Origin of the sequence: Comamonas avium (assembly GCF_014836675.1) — a bacterium.
GTDB lineage: Bacteria > Pseudomonadota > Gammaproteobacteria > Burkholderiales > Burkholderiaceae_C > Comamonas > Comamonas avium.
Genome location: NZ_JACSQK010000001.1, coordinates 208,334 through 225,578, shown reverse-complemented (window position 1 = coordinate 225,578; position 17,245 = coordinate 208,334). Strand labels below are relative to the sequence as shown.

General features: G+C 55.2%; 14 protein-coding genes. 1 reads left to right on the top strand and 13 read right to left on the bottom strand.

The annotated features are described in order from the left end of the window. Positions 1-6 precede the first annotated feature (6 nt). Both H9646_RS01025 and H9646_RS01020 read right to left on the bottom strand, forming a co-directional pair. Positions 7-1,569, bottom strand: coding sequence for a ShlB/FhaC/HecB family hemolysin secretion/activation protein (locus H9646_RS01025; protein WP_225213910.1), 1,563 nt, complete (start codon positions 1,567-1,569; stop codon positions 7-9). Between the two features lie 1,241 nt (positions 1,570-2,810). After that, complete coding sequence (locus H9646_RS01020; protein ID WP_191721471.1) at positions 2,811-4,340, bottom strand: sulfatase-like hydrolase/transferase; 1,530 nt, start codon at positions 4,338-4,340, stop codon at positions 2,811-2,813. 141 nt (positions 4,341-4,481) lie between these two features. On the opposite strand from H9646_RS01020, the gene H9646_RS01015 reads away from it, so the two are divergent. Beyond that, entirely contained in the window at positions 4,482-5,156 is a 675-nt protein-coding gene (locus H9646_RS01015) for a glutathione S-transferase (protein ID WP_191721470.1), read from the top strand. 192 nt (positions 5,157-5,348) lie between these two features. Here the strand turns inward: H9646_RS01015 and H9646_RS01010 are convergent, their stop codons facing one another. The 11 genes from H9646_RS01010 to H9646_RS18535 all read right to left on the bottom strand — a co-directional run. Then, on the bottom strand, positions 5,349-6,023 hold the full coding sequence (locus tag H9646_RS01010; RefSeq protein ID WP_191721469.1) for a pseudouridine synthase: 675 nt from the start codon (positions 6,021-6,023) through the stop codon (positions 5,349-5,351). A gap of 97 nt (positions 6,024-6,120) precedes the next feature. Then, entirely contained in the window at positions 6,121-6,630 is a 510-nt protein-coding gene (locus H9646_RS01005; protein ID WP_191721468.1) for a disulfide bond formation protein B, read from the bottom strand. Between the two features lie 60 nt (positions 6,631-6,690). Next, the gene (locus tag H9646_RS01000) at positions 6,691-7,818 is read right to left on the bottom strand and encodes a sulfate/molybdate ABC transporter ATP-binding protein (RefSeq protein ID WP_191721467.1); all 1,128 of its coding nucleotides are present in this window, start codon (positions 7,816-7,818) and stop codon (positions 6,691-6,693) included. 29 nt (positions 7,819-7,847) lie between these two features. Continuing rightward, on the bottom strand, positions 7,848-8,822 hold the full coding sequence (cysW, locus tag H9646_RS00995) for a sulfate ABC transporter permease subunit CysW (protein ID WP_225213909.1): 975 nt from the start codon (positions 8,820-8,822) through the stop codon (positions 7,848-7,850). Further along, on the bottom strand, positions 8,819-9,709 hold the full coding sequence (cysT, locus tag H9646_RS00990) for a sulfate ABC transporter permease subunit CysT (protein WP_191721466.1): 891 nt from the start codon (positions 9,707-9,709) through the stop codon (positions 8,819-8,821). The genes cysW and cysT overlap by 4 nt, the downstream gene beginning before the upstream one ends. 59 nt (positions 9,710-9,768) lie before the next feature. Continuing rightward, positions 9,769-10,770: a sulfate ABC transporter substrate-binding protein gene (locus H9646_RS00985; RefSeq protein WP_191721465.1), complete on the bottom strand. Its 1,002-nt coding sequence runs from the start codon at positions 10,768-10,770 to the stop codon at positions 9,769-9,771. Positions 10,771-10,944: 174 nt separating this feature from the next. Further along, on the bottom strand, positions 10,945-11,514 hold the full coding sequence (locus H9646_RS00980; RefSeq protein ID WP_191721464.1) for an RBBP9/YdeN family alpha/beta hydrolase: 570 nt from the start codon (positions 11,512-11,514) through the stop codon (positions 10,945-10,947). A 233-nt stretch (positions 11,515-11,747) separates the two neighbouring features. Beyond that, a complete protein-coding gene (locus tag H9646_RS00975) occupies positions 11,748-12,758 on the bottom strand; it encodes an ABC transporter ATP-binding protein (protein ID WP_191721463.1) in 1,011 nt (336 codons plus the stop codon). 19 nt (positions 12,759-12,777) lie between these two features. After that, positions 12,778-14,418, bottom strand: coding sequence for an ABC transporter permease (locus H9646_RS00970; protein ID WP_225213908.1), 1,641 nt, complete (start codon positions 14,416-14,418; stop codon positions 12,778-12,780). Between the two features lie 26 nt (positions 14,419-14,444). Next, positions 14,445-15,461 carry an extracellular solute-binding protein gene (locus tag H9646_RS00965; RefSeq protein WP_191721462.1) on the bottom strand — a complete coding sequence of 339 codons (1,017 nt, stop codon included), beginning with the start codon at positions 15,459-15,461 and terminating at the stop codon, positions 14,445-14,447. Between the two features lie 357 nt (positions 15,462-15,818). After that, a partial coding sequence (locus H9646_RS18535; RefSeq protein WP_191721461.1) for a type I secretion C-terminal target domain-containing protein occupies positions 15,819-17,245 on the bottom strand: 1,427 nt, incomplete at its 5' end.

The following is a 17,245-nucleotide window of genomic DNA, read 5'->3' as shown; positions in this document are numbered from 1 at the left end:
GTCCCCTCAAAAGCTGTAGGCCAGGCTCAAAGCCAGATTGGTTTGGGAAGTACGGAAATGCTCTGGCTTCCTGACGGGGGTTGCCATAAAGACTTCGTAGGAAAGATTGCCCCAGGCCCCACGCAGACCTATGGCAGCGCCGGTCAATGACTGGCCCACGAGGTATTGCGCAGATGGCCCGCTGACATGCCCGGTGTCCAGACCCACAAAAGCTTCGGCATTTCCTGCGGCACCCAAACTCAAAGGAATGCTGAGTTCATTGCGCCAGTACCAGCCACGCTCGGCCAGCAAGGTACTTTCGCCATCGAAACCTCGTACGGTGTAACGGCCACCGATACCAATGCGGTCTTGTGGCGTGAGTGGCGTTTGGTTCGACTGACCATGCCAGGCGCTGGTAAATTTGAGCTTGGTGTCTGCCAGCTCGAAGGGCTTGGTCAGTGCCAGATCTGCAATGAAGAGCTTCATGCGTGAGGAGCCTTCACCAAAGGGCTCTTCGGGTGCTCGCAAGGCTGCAAAAGCTCCTGTGCCACGTTTGTAGGCCAGGTTGGCATCCACAATGGCGTTGCCAAGATAGCTTCGCTGATTGAGGCTCAGCTCAAAGCCTGACGTTCGTCGGCGCTGAACCTCGATTTCTACATCGTCGATGTAGTTGTTGGAGGTCCGCTGAAATACTTTGAACCCAACGCTGGCCTTGGAGGAGGCATTGCGGAACACCACGCGGCTGAGTTTGAAATCGAGGTTGCTGGATTCACCGCTGTAGGTGTAGTTTTGATAAGCGCCAGCCACGCTTTGGTGGTACTTGCTATAAGAACCGGACAGGGCAAGCAGCCAGTACCCTAACGGCAAGGAATACTGAACGGCACGCGTCTCGGTGCCACGGTTGCCACCATTCCAAAGACCACCGCCGAAGCTGAAATACATCAGGTCATTCAGGCCCAGCGGATTGTCCCAGGATACCGTTCCCGTACCTTGTACTTTGCCCGTAGATTCGACACCGCCGTTGTCCAAAGCGACGTTAAAGCGCAGGGGATTGACCTTTTTGTAAGTAATAAGTAAATCGCTCTGCCCGGGCTCTACGTTGGGCCCATCTGCCGGAGTAATTTGAATATCGGCATCAGAAGTAGGTACGCGCTTGAGGTTTTCCAACCCTTGCTCAATATCGCGTAGTTGCAGTAGTTCACCTTCTTTAGAAGGGAGCGCAGTGAGCAATGAGGTATTACCTGTACTGTCCGCGCTGAACCTGATTTCTCGCAATACCCCCGGGATGAAGGCAACTGTCAATACACCATCTCTGAGATTCTGCGGTACCACCATGACACGAGACGTAACGTAACCGTGCTCGATCACTGCTTGCTGCATGCGAGCCAGAATAACTTCCACCCCCTTAGAGCCAATGCATGGCGCAGTGCTGAAATCGACACCAGCCGACTCCTTGAGCCAAGAAACCTCCGTGAGCTTTTTACCCGTCAGTTCAAGCTTATGCAGATTGAAACAGGGCGACTCGTTTTCAGGAATCTCTAATGTCGCTGCCGTTGTGGTGGGGCGCAAAATATCTGCATCAGGCGCCATACGATCGCGTAGCTCGCGTTCCCGCTCCTGCTGCCGCTGTTGCTGCTGCTGTTCAATAGCTGCAACCCCAGACAACTGCGCCAAAGTCGAACACGAGAAACCTGAGATTAATACCGAAACAACTGTCAAGCGAAAATTGCGACAAAATGCTAATAACTCTAAGTAAAAAACCTTCATTCGTTCTTTCATAGGCTTTTTCGGGGCGCGGGGTGCATGTATTACCCATGGCTATTCCGAAAAACCTGCGAAATATAAAATTCTTCAACAAACACAACCACTAAGATAAATCAATAAATCAACGAAAAAAAGTTAACGAAAACCATGAATAAACGATATCTTGCGAAAGTCTGGGTCTAATTTTCACCTGTTCTCTTGCATTTTCCATATTTTTAAAGATAATACTTCGCCTCCTATTTACGTTTAAATAGGAGTCCGCATGAACGCAAAACGCTAGCAAGAAAATTTCAGATTGAGGTCGTTAAACAGATCTTGCGAAACGACCGCAGGGTGGCCTTGTGATTCACTCCGTTTAAGCGCGAGACAAAAGGCCTGCACGAGTGGCTTCGCCTGCAGCAAATTGCTGCTACACAACGCTTAGAGCAAACCAGCCAAAGCAAAGAGATACGTTGCTTGAATGCTGGGCTCAAGAGGTCACCGATGAGCGTGACATGCTCAAAAAAGCAGCAACGTACTGAGCATGTGCCGGGGGCTGCAGTTGCCCCCCAATGGTTACTGCGCCTGGAAAGTTCAACCGCAAAGCCAGTGCGCTGCCGATGACCAGCTCCCGCTGGGCTTGCTCCTGCAGGCCTGGCTAGGTAGTGGCGGTGTGTATGGCTGGCGAAGAGTTCGAGAGACGCAATTGCGTGAAACTGGCAGCTATAGCTATCTAGGAGCATCTGGTCGATGCAGGGATCGATTCGCTTCTGTACGCAGCCAGCCCGAAAGCTGAATGACGAATAGGTCTAGCCTGGTGATGATGGTGCGCTGCGCAGAACGAGGCTGAACAGCGTCGATGTGCGAAAGAATCCGGTTTTGCAGGCGATATCTCGGATGGACAGGTGCTCACATGGAGCCCAGCGTCTGATGACGTCTCAACGTAGCCACGTCAATCACCCCTGCCCCTCCCTGCTGCACCAGAAAGCAGCAGGCTAAGGTGAATACGTGGATCGGATGAAGATGGAAAGCATCAGGTCTAGTGGATCACTTGTGCCTGGCAATCAACACTTTGTATCTGCACACCGTCACTGCAAGCTGCAGGCGTCCAGTTTTTGCAGAGCAGGCCAATCGTGCTCATGAAATGTCAGCTGACGGCCCTGCGGCCCCGCCAGCGCCGTCAGTACGCCGGGAAATCCCAGCGCTGCCACAGAGATATCTGCCAATGCTGCATTGCTGCGCTCCAGCTGCTCGCGCTCAGACATGTCAAATTGCGGCACAAGCTGCGGGAAGCGCTCACGCAAAGCTGCATTGCTCCAGGTCAGCAGCGGCACCTGCAGGCTGCTTAAGCCACTGCCAGTACGGTATTGATCTGCACATGGAGGCATAGCCACCCCATGATCACTGGAGTACAGCAGCAAGGCTGTTTTCCCCTGCCCAGCGCCGCGCTCTACCATTTGAATCCATTGAGTCAGCAAATCACTGGAATAGCGCAGTGAGTTGTCATAAACATCCGGAAAGAGCGCCGCAGTGGCGGGATAGCGCTCTTCAACCTGAAAGTGACTGCCGTAAGTGTGAAGCACCACCAGCTTGCGGGGCGCGGGGTCTTGCAGTGCTTCTTGCAGATGCGGTGTCAGCACCTCGTCCCACTCTCCATTTCCTGCCTTCAAAAACACATCCGCAGCACGCCGGAATGTGACGCCATAAAAATCTTCTACCGCGCTGTGATAGCGCGAATTGCTCACCACAAAGGTTTTGTAGCCGGCTTGGCGGGCAATATCCAGAAACGAGGGAGCGCGGTGCTCCACGCTGTCTTGCGCCGCCATGCCAGTGAGCAGATAAGGCAGCGCTGCCGCCGTATTCAAACCATGGGCCATTGCACGCGCCACCTGCACACCCTGCAATTGCGCCAAGGCACCATTGGTGTCAGCACCCTGATACCCCAGGAGTGACCAACGCTGCGCTGACGCACTCTCTCCAATCACAACCACCAGGGTATCCACCTGTGCAGCTTCAGGCGCAGCACTGGGCAGTTGTGGCGTGTAAAACAAGCTGTCCGTCAATTGCTGCTGCGCCGTCCATGCACGCACAATGTGCATGGGGTAAATGGTTTTCAGCTTGCGGATCACTTCATCAAAGTCATAACGCTTGACCAGCACAAACACAAGAAAAACACTCCAGATCACCACCCCCACCCAGGACAGTTTGCGCAACACGGGCGATGCATTGGCCGACATGCTTGCGAAACGCCAGACATAGCGACAAGCAAAGATACCCGTCACCAGCCACGCCACGGCACACGCCACCCATGGCCAGGGCAGCACGCCCACGAACTCCTGCGCTTCCTGCCAGTTGGTGCGCAGCGCGGTCGCAAGCAGCAACTGGTCTGCCAGATTTCCAAAAAAACCAACGTGAACAATATTGATGGCGCCCAGAGCCAGCAACCCCGCCATTGCCAGAGCCAAAGCAGGCCGCCACAGCGTTAATGGCCAGAACAAGAAGGCCGCTGCAACCCAGAGAGCACCAGCGCGCAGGCTGAGCCCTTCTAACAATGCTGGAGTGAACAGCCACATCCAGCACACAAAGGCCAACCAGCCCCGGCTATTTTTTGGAGACATGCAACTCAATCGATATTCAATGCGTCGCGCAGCTTACTGCATCTGGACACATGTTTTTGGGCAAGCAGGTACAGTTCGAAACCTTCACTTGCTGGCGTATTGCGCTTGGCTACTACCTTTCATTTTCCATCACCATACTGAATGACCGCTCCCGCACTGCCCATCCTGTATTCCTTTCGCCGCTGCCCATACGCCATGCGTGCGCGTTTGGCTCTGGCACATGCCGGCATGGCTTGCGAGTTGCGTGAAATCAATTTGCGCGCCAAGCCTCAGGCACTGCTGGATGCATCGCCCAAGGGTACTGTGCCGGTGCTGGTCCTGCAAGATGGCCAGGTGATCGAGCAAAGTCTGGCGATCATGCTTCATGCGCTGCAGACGAATGACCCAGATGGCTGGCTCACCCCAACCCACGGCACGCAAGATGACATGCTGGCCTTGGTTGGTCGCAACGACGATTTTTTTAAGCAAGCACTGGACCGTTGCAAATACCCTGAGCGCTATACCGCCGAAGCCGTCAATCAGGCTCAGACCGATGCCATCACGTGGCTCGCAGCCTTGGATGAACAACTGGCAGAAACAGGCTATCTGTATGGCTTGAACCCCAGCCTGGCCGACATGGCTTTGCGCCCCTTTGTGCGCCAGTTTGCGCGCATTGATGAGGCTCAATGGGCTGAGCAGCCCTGGCCTCATCTGCAAGACTGGCTGCAGCGCTGGATTGATTCAGCCCTGTTTGCCGAAGTCATGGAAACCTACCCAGGCTGGATACCAGACACCACGGGACCAATTTTCAGCACCAGCAGCATTGAATCTGCTTAAAGCTTTGACAGCTCCAAGCTTTAAAACTTGCTAACACCACGCAGCCAGCCATGGGCTCTTGATTGAGAGAGTTCACAAAGCCTCACAAAGCACAACAGTGCACGGCAAGGCAGAGTGACGCTGAATCAAAGAGACTGTTCGCCGCTCTCAGGCTTACAGCGCCTGTATTTCAAGCGCCAGTCACTGTCTTTTTTATTTTTTCTTGTTAAACCAAGCCCCGGGACGGCGTGCCGACACCACGGGGCTTGTCTTTTTATGCAGCACTGGTGCCGCAGCACTGCGGCGGCCCTCGCCAGCGGGCATGCTGTCGCCCCACTGGATGTCTGCGCGCTCAATGCTGCGCCATTCACCGGGGCGCAAATCACCCAGCTCCAAGTTGGCAATGCTTTGGCGAATCAGGCGCAGTGTCGGGTGGCCAATCGCCGCCGTCATCTTGCGCACCTGGCGGTTCTTGCCCTCAACCACCTGAATTTCCATCCACACATCCTGCACGCTTTTGCGGACACGCACAGGTGGATCACGGGGAGCGATTTGTGGCTGTGGCTCCAGCAACTGTGCCTGGCAAGGCAAGGTGGTGTAGTCCTCAATGCGCAGACCAGCACGCAGGCGCTGCAAGGCCGATTCATCAGGTACACGCTCGACCAGCGCCCAGTAGGTTTTCGGCTTTTCGTTGCGCGGGTGCAGCAGTTGCTCAATCAAAGGGCCATCGTCAGTGAGCAACAGCAGACCTTCCGAATCCTTATCCAGACGGCCTGCCGGATACACCCCCTTGGGCAAATCAAACTCCGCCAATGAACGCGCTCCACCCTCAGGCGTGAACTGGGATAAAACGTCGTAGGGCTTGTGAAAGAGGATGTACTGGGGCATGCAGAAATCAGGAGGTCTCAAAGCACAGATTGTCAGCCAAAGCAAAAAGCCCCAGCACGACAAGCATGCTGGGGCTTTTGCTGGTAATTGCTAAAGATTAAGTGCGTTTTCCGCCTTTGAGCAGCAAGACCAGCAGCAGCACCGAAAAGCCCGCAAAGCAGATAAAAGACCAGTTGGCAATCGAGCCGCCAAGGAACGTCCAGTCCACCGCGGTGCAATCGCCGGACCCACGGAAAATCATGGGAATGGCGCGGCTGATCGAGTAGTTTTCGATCATGCCGTAGAAGTCACGCCCACAGGTGGCGAACTCAGGGGGATTCCATTGCAGCCAGCTTTGGCGTGCAGCCACAAAAGCACCAAATCCAGAGGCCAGCAAGGCCAGTACGCCAAAAGTTTTCCACCACCCACTTTGCCCTTTCAGGCTTGCCAGTCCAGCCAAGACAGCGACCAAAATCAATGCATACCGCTGCACGATGCACATTGGGCAAGGCTCTAAACCCTGCACATACTGCAGATACATGCCGAAGGCCAGCATGCCCACACAAATGGCAGCAATCAGCGCCAGAGTGCGGCGCGGGGCTGTGGTGATCTGATTTAAAACCTGCATGGTTCTCTCATCAACAGGAGGGGCGGCATCAACGCCCCCTGCCCCATGCAGGCGACGCCGTTAGATGCCGGCAGCTTCGTCCAAGAATACCTTGGCGCGCCGCGGTGTCACCACCAGCGTCTCTCCTTCGCGCAGCCCCATTTCACGGTACTGCTGTGCAGAGATTTGCGCCTCGATCAAATGCTCAGAATCCGCATTGTCTTTGGTTTGGTGATCATCCGCAGCAATAAGTTCCAAACGTGCGATGGGGCCCACCACAATCGCGCGACTGAGCTGCACCACCATGCCTGTCTGGCGGCCATTGCCATCGGTATGCTGCCCCGGCGAATAGCGCTCCACATCGAGCTCATGCGGACGCACATATGCAAACGCACTCTTGTCAGTGGCTCCGACCGCCTCGCTGCTTTCCAGCTGCATGCCCTCTTCCAGATAGACATGCCCATCCTTGGCACGGCCCTTGAACAAGTTGACGTCGCCCAGAAAACCGTAAACAAAGGGACTGGCAGGGTTGTCCCACACTTGCTGCGGTGTTCCCTCTTGTTCAATCTTGCCCTGATTGATGACCACCACGCGGTCGGCCACTTCCAGCGCCTCTTCCTGATCGTGTGTCACGAAGATGGAGGTCACATGCAGCTCATCGTGCAGGCGGCGCAACCAGCGGCGCAGTTCCTTGCGCACCTTGGCATCCAGTGCACCAAAAGGTTCATCCAGCAGCAACACCTTAGGTTCAACGGCCAAAGCGCGCGCCAAGGCAATGCGCTGGCGTTGTCCACCAGACAGCTGTGAAGGGAAACGATCAGCCACCCAGTCAAGCTGCACCAGCTTGAGCAGGCTCATGACCTTTTCTTTGATCTGCGCTTCGCTGGGGCGTTCTTTGCGAGGTTTGACGCGCAGGCCAAAAGCCACGTTCTCAAACACCGTCATATGCCTGAACAGGGCGTAATGCTGAAATACAAAGCCCACATTGCGGTCGCGCACATGCACGTCCGTGGTGTCTTCACCGCTGAAGTGGATGCTGCCGACGTCGGCCGTCTCCAGGCCTGCGATGATGCGCAGCAGTGTGGTCTTGCCGCAGCCCGAGGGGCCAAGCAGCGCAATCAGCTCTCCCGACTTGATGTCCAGGCTCACATCGCGCAGGGCCTGGAAGTCGCCAAACTGCTTGCTGACATTGCGAATTTCAATGCTCATGGTCTGTCTCTTTCAAATGCGTTGCACGCTCAAGATGCCTTGAGGGGTGTCGGACGCTCTGGCGGCAAGTTGGCTGCCGCCTTGATCTGTTGTTCGTGCTTCCACTCCGCCACGGTCTTGATGAGCAAAGTCACCAGCGCCAGCAAAGCCAGCAAAGACGCCGCTGCGAAAGCCGCCACGGACTGGTATTCGTTGTACAAAATCTCAACGTGCAAAGGAATCGTGTTGGTCTGACCGCGGATATGCCCAGAGACCACCGACACCGCGCCAAACTCGCCCATGGCACGGGCGTTACACAAGATCACGCCGTACAGCAGGCCCCACTTGATGTTAGGCAAGGTCACATGCCAAAAGGTTTGCCAACCGCTGGCCCCCAGTACGATGGCCGCTTGCTCTTCGTCATTGCCTTGCGCTTGCATCAGCGGAATCAGCTCACGGGCAATGAATGGGAAGGTCACAAACACGGTCGCCAGCACAATGCCGGGCACAGCAAAGATGATCTTGATGTCATGCTCTGCCAGCCAGGGGCCCAGCCAGCCGTGGGCACCGAACACCAGCACGTACATCAGGCCAGCTACCACGGGCGAGATAGAAAACGGCAAGTCAATCAGCGTGGTCAAAAAAGCTTTGCCTTTGAACTCGTACTTGGCAATACACCAGGCGGCGGCCACACCAAAGACCAGGTTCAGTGGCACCGCAATTACGGCAGTCAGCAAGGTCAGCTTGATGGCAGCCCAGGCGTCTGGCTCATTCAAGCCCTCCCAATACGCTTGCAGCCCTTTGCGCAGCGCCTCGGTAAACACAGCGGCCAGCGGCAGCACTAGGAACAGCAAGATAAAGGTCAGTGCCACTCCCACCAGCAGCCAGCGCACCCAGCGTGGCTCTGTCGTGGAAAGTTTTTCAGGTCTGCTGCCTTTGGGTGGGGCTGTGAGCTTGTAGGCAATCACAAGCACCACCAGGATAGCCAGCAGCACTTTCAACAAAAAGTAATGTTGCTCGTTCATGCGGGAGCTCCTGTATGGCGGCGCTGCCACGCTTGCAAGGCATTGATCACCAGCAGCAGGACAAAGGAGATCACCAGCATCACCACAGCCACGGCTGTGGCTCCAGCGTAGTCATACTGCTCCAGCTTGCCGATGATGATCAACGGTGTGATTTCTGAAACCATGGGCATATTGCCCGCGATGAAAATAACCGAGCCGTATTCACCCACCGCGCGTGCAAATGCCATGGCAAAGCCTGTCATCAACGCTGGCAAGATGCTGGGCAAAATGACTTTGTAGAAAATCTGCCAGCGCGAAGCACCCAGACTGGTGGCTGCTTCTTCCAGTTCTTTTTCAGAGTCTTCAAGTACGGGCTGTACGGTGCGCACCACGAAAGGCAACCCAATAAAGATCAGTGCAATCACAATCCCGTTGGGGTTGAACGCCAGCTGAATCCCTAAAGGCTCCAGGTACTGCCCTACCCAGCCGTTGCCTGCCAGCAATGCCGTCAGTGAAATGCCTGCCACTGCCGTGGGCAGCGCGAAAGGCAAATCCACCAGTGCATCTACGATCTTCTTACCCGGAAACTTGTAGCGCACCAGCACCCATGCAATCAGCAGGCCAAAGACCAAATTCACGCACGCAGCGATGAACGATGTGCCAAAGGTCAGCTTGTAAGAGGCCACTACGCGTGGTGAAGAGACTGCTTCCCAGAACTGGGGCCAAGACAGTTCAAATGTCTTGAAGATCAGTGCTGACAATGGGATCAGCACAATGATGCTCAGATAAAAAAGTGTGTAGCCCAAGGTCAGCCCGAAACCGGGCAAAACGCGCTTAGCGCCACGCCCACGGCGAACCGCAGCGGTGGCGCTAAGACTGCTTGGGCTGGCGGGAGATGCAGAAGCCATGGTGTCCCTGTCAGCCTAGATTGTTGTTATGTGCATGCAAAGCGCAAAGGCGCTGTGCATTACTTGCCTGGTGTGTAGATTTCGTCGAACTTGCCACCGTCATTGAAGTGAACCTTCTGCGCTTCACCCAATGAGCCAAAGTACTTGCCCACCGTAAATTGCTTCAGGGGCTTGAATATATCGGCGTGCTTCTTGAGCACAGCTTCCGAACGGGGGCGCAATGCATGATTGGCTGCAATTTCCTGGGCTTCGTCAGAGTACAGGTAGTCCAGGTAAGCCTTGGCCAATGCGCCTGAACCTTTCTTCTCAGCCGTGCGCTGAACAACAGCTACTGGGTTCTCTGCAATGATGGAGCTGGATGGGTACACCGCCTGCACCTTGCCTTTGCCAAATTCACGGTCTACCGAGATCACCTCGGATTCAAACGTGATGAGCACATCACCAATATTGCGCTGCAAGAAAATGGCTGTTGCGTCACGCCCACCCTTGCCCAGAACCGGAACGTTCTTGTACAGATTTTTCACAAAAGCCTGCGCATCAGCATCCGAACCACCGTTTTCACGCACCGAGCCCCAGGCGGCCAGATAGGCGTAGCGTCCATTGCCACCAGTTTTGGGGTTCACGACCACTACCTTGACATCTGGGCGAATCAGATCTTTCCAGTCTTTGATGTTCTTGGGGTTGCCTTGACGCACCAGAAACAGCATGGTCGATGTTGTTGGCGATGCGTCGTTAGGAAACTGCTTGGCCCAGTCTTTGGCTACCACGCCGTTACTGGCCAGAAATTCAATGTCTGTGGTGGTGTTGAAAGTCACCACGTCGGCAGGCAGGCCGTCATTGACGGCACGGGCTTGAGCGCTGGAGCCGCCATGCGCTTGGTCAATCTTGACGTCCTTGCCGGTGGTCTTCTTGTAGTGCGCAACGAACGCTTGGTTGTAGTCCTTATAGAACTCGCGTGCAACGTCGTATGAAACGTTGAGCAATTGATCCTGCGCACTTGCCATGCCACCGGCAGCCAGCGCAATCGTTGCCAACAGAGTCTTGAGCTTCAAAGATGTCATGGTGTGGTCGCCTTGCTCACTAGGAGCGTTTTAAAGAGATGCTTCGAATTGTGATGAAGAGTTCTTAAAACTCAAAAGAATATATTCTTTTAAATTTATCGAAAAATTGCATATAGAAAATATGAGCAAAATCCGCTTGTCTGACAGCGCATGTCCGTACTTTAAATACCCCTATCAAGCCGCAATCTGCTGCTTGCCCATACCCCAGTCCATGTCTTGCAGCAAAGATTCAAGCAAGGCAAAGCCCAGCGGCCAGCGGCCATGGCCTGATTCCACATTGATGTGGCCTGCGTTTTGCAGCCGCACAAATTCACTGCCCCATGCCCGTGCATAGGCTCCTGCCAGGCGCACAGGGCAATATGGATCGTTGCTGCTGGCAACCAGCACGCTGCGATAAGGCAAGGCCTTATAGGGCACCGGCGCAAAGTCGGCCAAATGAGCTCTGCGCTCAGGGTCTGCCGGAGCCACCAGCAATGCACTGCGAATGCGCGCTGCAGCTGCTGCTGAGACATGGGTGGTCGTAATGCACCCCAGACTGTGCGCCACCACAATGGCAGGCTCAGGGCGCGACAGCAGCACGGTTTCCAAAGTACGCACCCAGTCTTCACGCTTGGGCGTGAGCCAGTCTTCTTGCTCTACCCGCTCCGCGTGGGGAAGTGCTTGGGCCCACAAACTTTGCCAATGCTCGACGCCAGAATTGCGCCAGCCTGGAACAATGATGATGCGAGGTGGGGTGGTGGACATGGCATGCTCTCCTTGGGAGGGCCGATTGTGAAAGCCTGCTCTCCAAACTCCAACGAATGATTCGTTGTTTCCTTATGCGCATAAGCATGTGCACAGAGGAAGAACAGCGCTGCAAACACCGCACGGCGCAGGAAATTTGCGGCCAGCCTTCGTGTCTTCGTAGCAAAAAAAGCCATAAAAAAAAGCGCCACACCCTATACAGGATGAGCGCTCCAGGCTTGTTTATTTGACGACTAAATATCAGCCGCCAAGGCAATATTCACACGTTCGCAGTTGGCATACAACGCATTCAGGGATACCTTGGACATCACACGCTGCCCGTCAGGCAGCTCCAGTTCAAACACAAAGTGGCTGCCACGAAAAGTGCGTGCACGCACCTTCACGTTCACTCCGCTTTCAGCTACACGCACATGCTCAGGGCGCAGCAAAACTTGCATGCCATGCGCAGTGGCGTAATGGGGGTGCCCTGCGGGCAGCAGACCCAGTGCGGTTTGCCATTGACCACCAGGGGTAGTTTTCGCATGCACCAAGGCCCCTTCGCCGACAAACTGCGCAACATCCTGTGTCGCAGGTGCACAGTACACCTGCACTGCGTTGCCCCACTGCATGAGCTGACCACGCGCCATTACCCCCACATTGTCGGCCATGGCAAAGGCCTCATTTTGGTCGTGCGTCACCATCAAAGCGGTGGCCTTGGCCTGCTTCAAGATGGCCCGCACCTCCCGCGCAATGCTCTCGCGCATGCTGGTGTCCAGGCTGGAAAAGGGTTCATCCATCAACAACAAACTGGGCTTTGGCGCCAAAGCACGTGCCAGGGCCACGCGCTGTTGCTGACCACCGGACAAAGCATGGGGCCAGCGCTGGCCCATGCCCTCTAGACCCACAAGCTCCAGCATTTCCTGCACGCGAGCAGCGCGCTCATTCTTGGTCATGCGGTGCAAGCCAAAACCAATGTTGTCTCCCACATTCAGGTGGGGAAACAAAGCGTGGTCCTGAAACACCATGCCAATGTCACGTAACTGTGGCGGTACGCTCTGCGCAACTGCAGCTACCGTCCGGCCCTGTAAATCAATCTGGCCTGCCCGCACAGGCTCAAAGCCTGCAATGGCTCGCAGCAAGGTGGTTTTGCCACAGCCCGAAGGGCCAAGCAGACAACCAATCTCACCCTGATCCAGACGCATGCTCACGTTTTGCACCACGATGGTGGCGCCATAGCCCAGCGAAACGTTTTTAACTTCAAGCATTCAAAAATCTCGGCAATGTTTAACCGCCTGAAGACGGCGTCTTTTCCGTTTGCAGCACCAGCAAAATCACGGGCAGCAAACCGACCAGCACAATGGCCAAAGCAGGCAAAGCGGCTTGATCCCACATGGATTCTGATGTGAGCTGGAACACACGCACGGCCAAGGTATCCCAGCCGAACTGGCGCATCATCAGCGTGATGGGCATCTCCTTCATCACGTCCACCACTACCATCAAAAAAGCAGACAGCAACCCTGTGCGCAGCAGCGGAAGGTGCAAACGGCGCAAGGTCTGCCACGGCCCCAGTCCCAAAGAAGCACACGCTTCTTCCTGGCTGCGCGTAATGCGCTGCATGGCAGCGTCGGTCGCGTTGTAGGCGACTGCCAAAAAGCGGGCTGCCAGCGCAAGCAGCATGCCAGCCAGACTGCCCTTGATGATGCCCAGACTTTGGACACCCCAAGGCTCCAGGAGCGCCATCAACCAAGCATCCAGCCACGCAATGGGCACGAACACCCCCACTGCCAGTACCACGCCCGGCATGGCGTAACCCAGAACAGCCAACCGCACCGTCCAGCTGGTCAGTCCATCTGCATAGCGACGCCGAATCCAGGACAGCATCAGCGCCAGCACAGTGGCAATGGCTGCAGTCATCAATGCAAGCGACAGCGTATTCCACGCATAGCCCCAGTAATCACTGTTCAGATCTTCCTGCCATACCGACAGCGACCAAGCCACCATTTGCACCATGGGCACGGCAAATGCGGCAGAAAAAATCAGCAGACACAGCGCAAACGCCAGCCAGCGACTGCCCCCCTTGAGCACCACGCGGTACTGCTGAGGATTACTCACATGAAAGCGCTGTGCACTGCGCGATCGCTGCTCAGCCGCCAGCAGCAGCGTAACCACGAGCACGAGCATGGCTGCCAGCTGTGCGGCAGCACCAATGTTGTGCAGGTCAAACCACGACTTGTACAACGCCGTGGTGAACGTATCAAAGTTAAAGACCGCAATCGCACCAAAGTCAGCCAGCACCTCCATCAGCACCAGGGCCAAACCTGCACCGATCCATGGGCGTGCCAGAGGCAGGCCGACTTTAAAGAATGCGGCTACGGGGCTATAGCCCAGTGCCTGCGCCGCTTCCATGCTGCGGTGCCCCTGCGTGAGAAATGCACTGCGCGCCATCAAGTACACGTAGGGGTAAAACGCCATGACCAGCACCATGACCAGCCCCCACAGGCTGCCACGGATATCAGGGAACCAGCGGCTGCTTCCAAAGATATCGCGCAGAAAGCTTTGCACGGGCCCTGCATACTCAAACAGCCCCATCTGCACAAAAGCCAGCACATAGGCAGGAATGGCCAGCGGCAGCACCAGCGCCCAGGCAAAAAACTTACGGCCGGGGAAATCACACATGGCTGTCAGCCACGCCAGGGGCACGCCGACTGCCAGTACCACGATGCTGACGATCAGCATCAGCAGCAATGTATTGGCCAATACACGCGGCAGCACGTGGTTCCACAAATGCTGCCAAATCTCAGGTTGAGGCGTTAAAGCCATTCCCACCACCGCCAGCAAAGGCACGATGGTGAGCAACGCAATGGGCAGCGCAAAAGCAAAACCGCGCCAGCGGTAGGCTGGCGCGGTATGGTCTACAACGGACAAATAGCTAACCTAATTGGAAAAACTGATTAACGATAGCCGACACGGTCCAGCAGCTTGATGGCTTCTGCTTGGTGCGAGCCAATGTCGCCAGCATTCAGAGGGCTAGGAACGAACTTGCCCCACGCCTTGACGATAGGATCTTCTTCAGCCTTCTTGTTGATCGGGCTCTCGTAAGTGCCATGGGTATAGGCCGTCTGCACCTTCTCGGAAGACAGCCACTCCAGCAGCTTGCGAGCGCCTTCTGGGTTCTTTGCGTGTTTAACCACACCAGCACCCGACAGATTCACGTGTGTGCCACCTTGACCGGGGCCTTGGTTGGCCCAGAACAATTTGACGGTCTTGTTGAATTCAGGCTCTTTGGCCAGGATGCGACCAAAGTAGTAAGTGTTGGCGATGCCTACATCACACTGACCAGCAGCAATGGCTTTGAGCAAGCTGGCATCGTTGGTGAACACGTCACCAGCCAAATTGTTCACCCATCCCTTGGTGATGGCTTCTGCTTTTTCTACACCATGCTTGGCAATCAACATGGCCACCAGCGACTGCGTATAGGCTTGCTTGGAAGTGCGCAGGCACAGCTTGCCCTTCCACTTAGGGTCAGCCAAGTCTTCGTACGTGCTCAGTTGTTCTGGCTTGACGCGATCTGCTGCGTAAAAAATGGTGCGCTCACGCTGCGACAGGCCCCACCAGCGATTGCCTTCGTCACGGAAGTTGGCTGGTACGTTGGCGTTCAATGTCGGGGAATCGACCTTTTGCAGCAGGCCACGCTCAGCAGCATTCCACAAATTGCCCACGTCCACCGTAATCAGCACGTCTGCCGGAGAGCTGGCACCTTCTGCGGCCAGACGCTCTGCCAAAGAACCTCCACGATCGGTCAGCAGATTGATTTTCACACCGGTTTGCTTGGTGTACTCGTCCAGCGTAGGTTTGAGCAACGCTTCAATACGCGAGGAGTACACGGTCACGGCCTGAGGTTGCGCGGCTTGCGCCAGGGTTGCAGCACCCACCAAGCTCATGCACAGAGCTGTCTTCCAAAGTTTCATTTTGAAAAGCTTCCAGTCAGAAAATCGTGCCGCATCGGCTGCAGCACTACACCGTCGAGGTGCGGGAGGTTACAAGAATTGCGGTCAGGAACACCCAACAACTAATAAGAATAATTCCTATTTCTTTATTCTAATGCAAGTGCTATCTACAGCTGACATTCATGCCTGTATGAACGCACGGTTTTTAACGCACTACCACCTGAGCCAAAGATTTGCTCATCCAAGATCACTGACAACCAGTTCACAGATGCTGGGGCGCCCATAAAAAAAGCGCATGCCTGCAGGACATGCGCTTCGATGCAGTTGCCACTGGAGCGAACGCTGCTAGCAGCATTGCGACTGCCAGCAGCATCAAGATCAATGGTTTCCGTCAACCAGCAATTTGCCTTGTGCAATCAGCTGCTTGATCAAAGCATTCTGTGCCCCCGCATCGTTACCTGGATCTGTCCACTTCACGCCTTCCAGCGTGATCTGCTGATCAAACCCATTGCCGTTACTGGCCAAGACACCAGAGCTGGATACCTTGACAACCGTGTTGCTGCCAGCACGGTCGATGTGCAGAAACTTACTCAGATCACCTGAGTTTTCTTCACCCTGTAACAAATCACGCAAATCCAGAGCGTCATTGCCTTTGGCAGCACCGCCTTCACCAAAATCCTTGATCACGTCCTTGGCTGGAGCCTGGGCAGTGCCTGCATCATTTTTCAGCCAGACAAAGATGTCATCACCCGGCCCGCCCAGCAGAGTGTCATGGCCTTTGCCGCCGATCAGAATGTCTTTGCCAGCGCCGCCGCTCAAGTTGTCATTGCCCAGTCCGCCAACCAAAATGTCGTTGCCCTCACCGCCCTGCAAGGCGTCATCGCGCGCCACGACATCAGTAGCTGTCAAAGTCAAACTCGCCGGGACATCAACATGCTCAAAATTGCCATCGACAGCAACCACTGTTGCCTGCAAATCTGTTGACCCATCGGTAATCACAGAAAGCTTGCCGTAGCCATTGGCATCCAGTTGCACGCGATAAATCTGTCCCGCAATATCAACCTGTGCGGTAGGAAACGTATTCACGAAATCATATTTGCTGGGATCCGGCGCATGCGTGGTCCGGAATTCAAACGTCACATCGCTGACGCCTGAAATGCTTTGCACACCACCCGCCACCACCTCTCGATAAGCAATGGAGTGAATCAAGTAATCATCTCCGGCACCTACCGCAGAAAATACCGCCGATGCGAAGGTCTGCCCGCTGCCAGGTTCAAAGGTGTAGGCCAAGTCCACCTTGTCCGAGCCCCCTGCCGCTTTTTCTGTTCTGGTGAGGTTGCCACTGGCGTCGTAGTACTTCACCAGCGCCTCTGTGCTGGAGCCTCCGCCAGAAACAATGGCCCAACCGACAGACTTGCCAGCAGCATCAAAAAACTCCACCTTGGCTGCTTCGCCGTTATGGCGCCAAGCGAACTGGACATCAAAATTCTTGACCTCGTTTTTGAACTCAATGGCAATCTTTTCACTCTTGCCATTGCTGTAGCCCAACTCTTTGTCGTCACCCGATGCCGCACCAGCCACACCAAAACCGTCGTGATCTGTACCTCGCACCGTAGAGATATCAGCAGGCTTGCCATCCACCCCATAAGCCTTGACCACAAAACTTTGGCTGGTCGATACGTTGTCCACATTGATCACTGATGTCTTGGTCACAATGGCATGGATATCCACCTTGACCGTGTCAGGCGTATCGGCCACCACCACGTCTGCCGTGGCTGTGGTGTCCAGATTTTCGAAGTTACCGC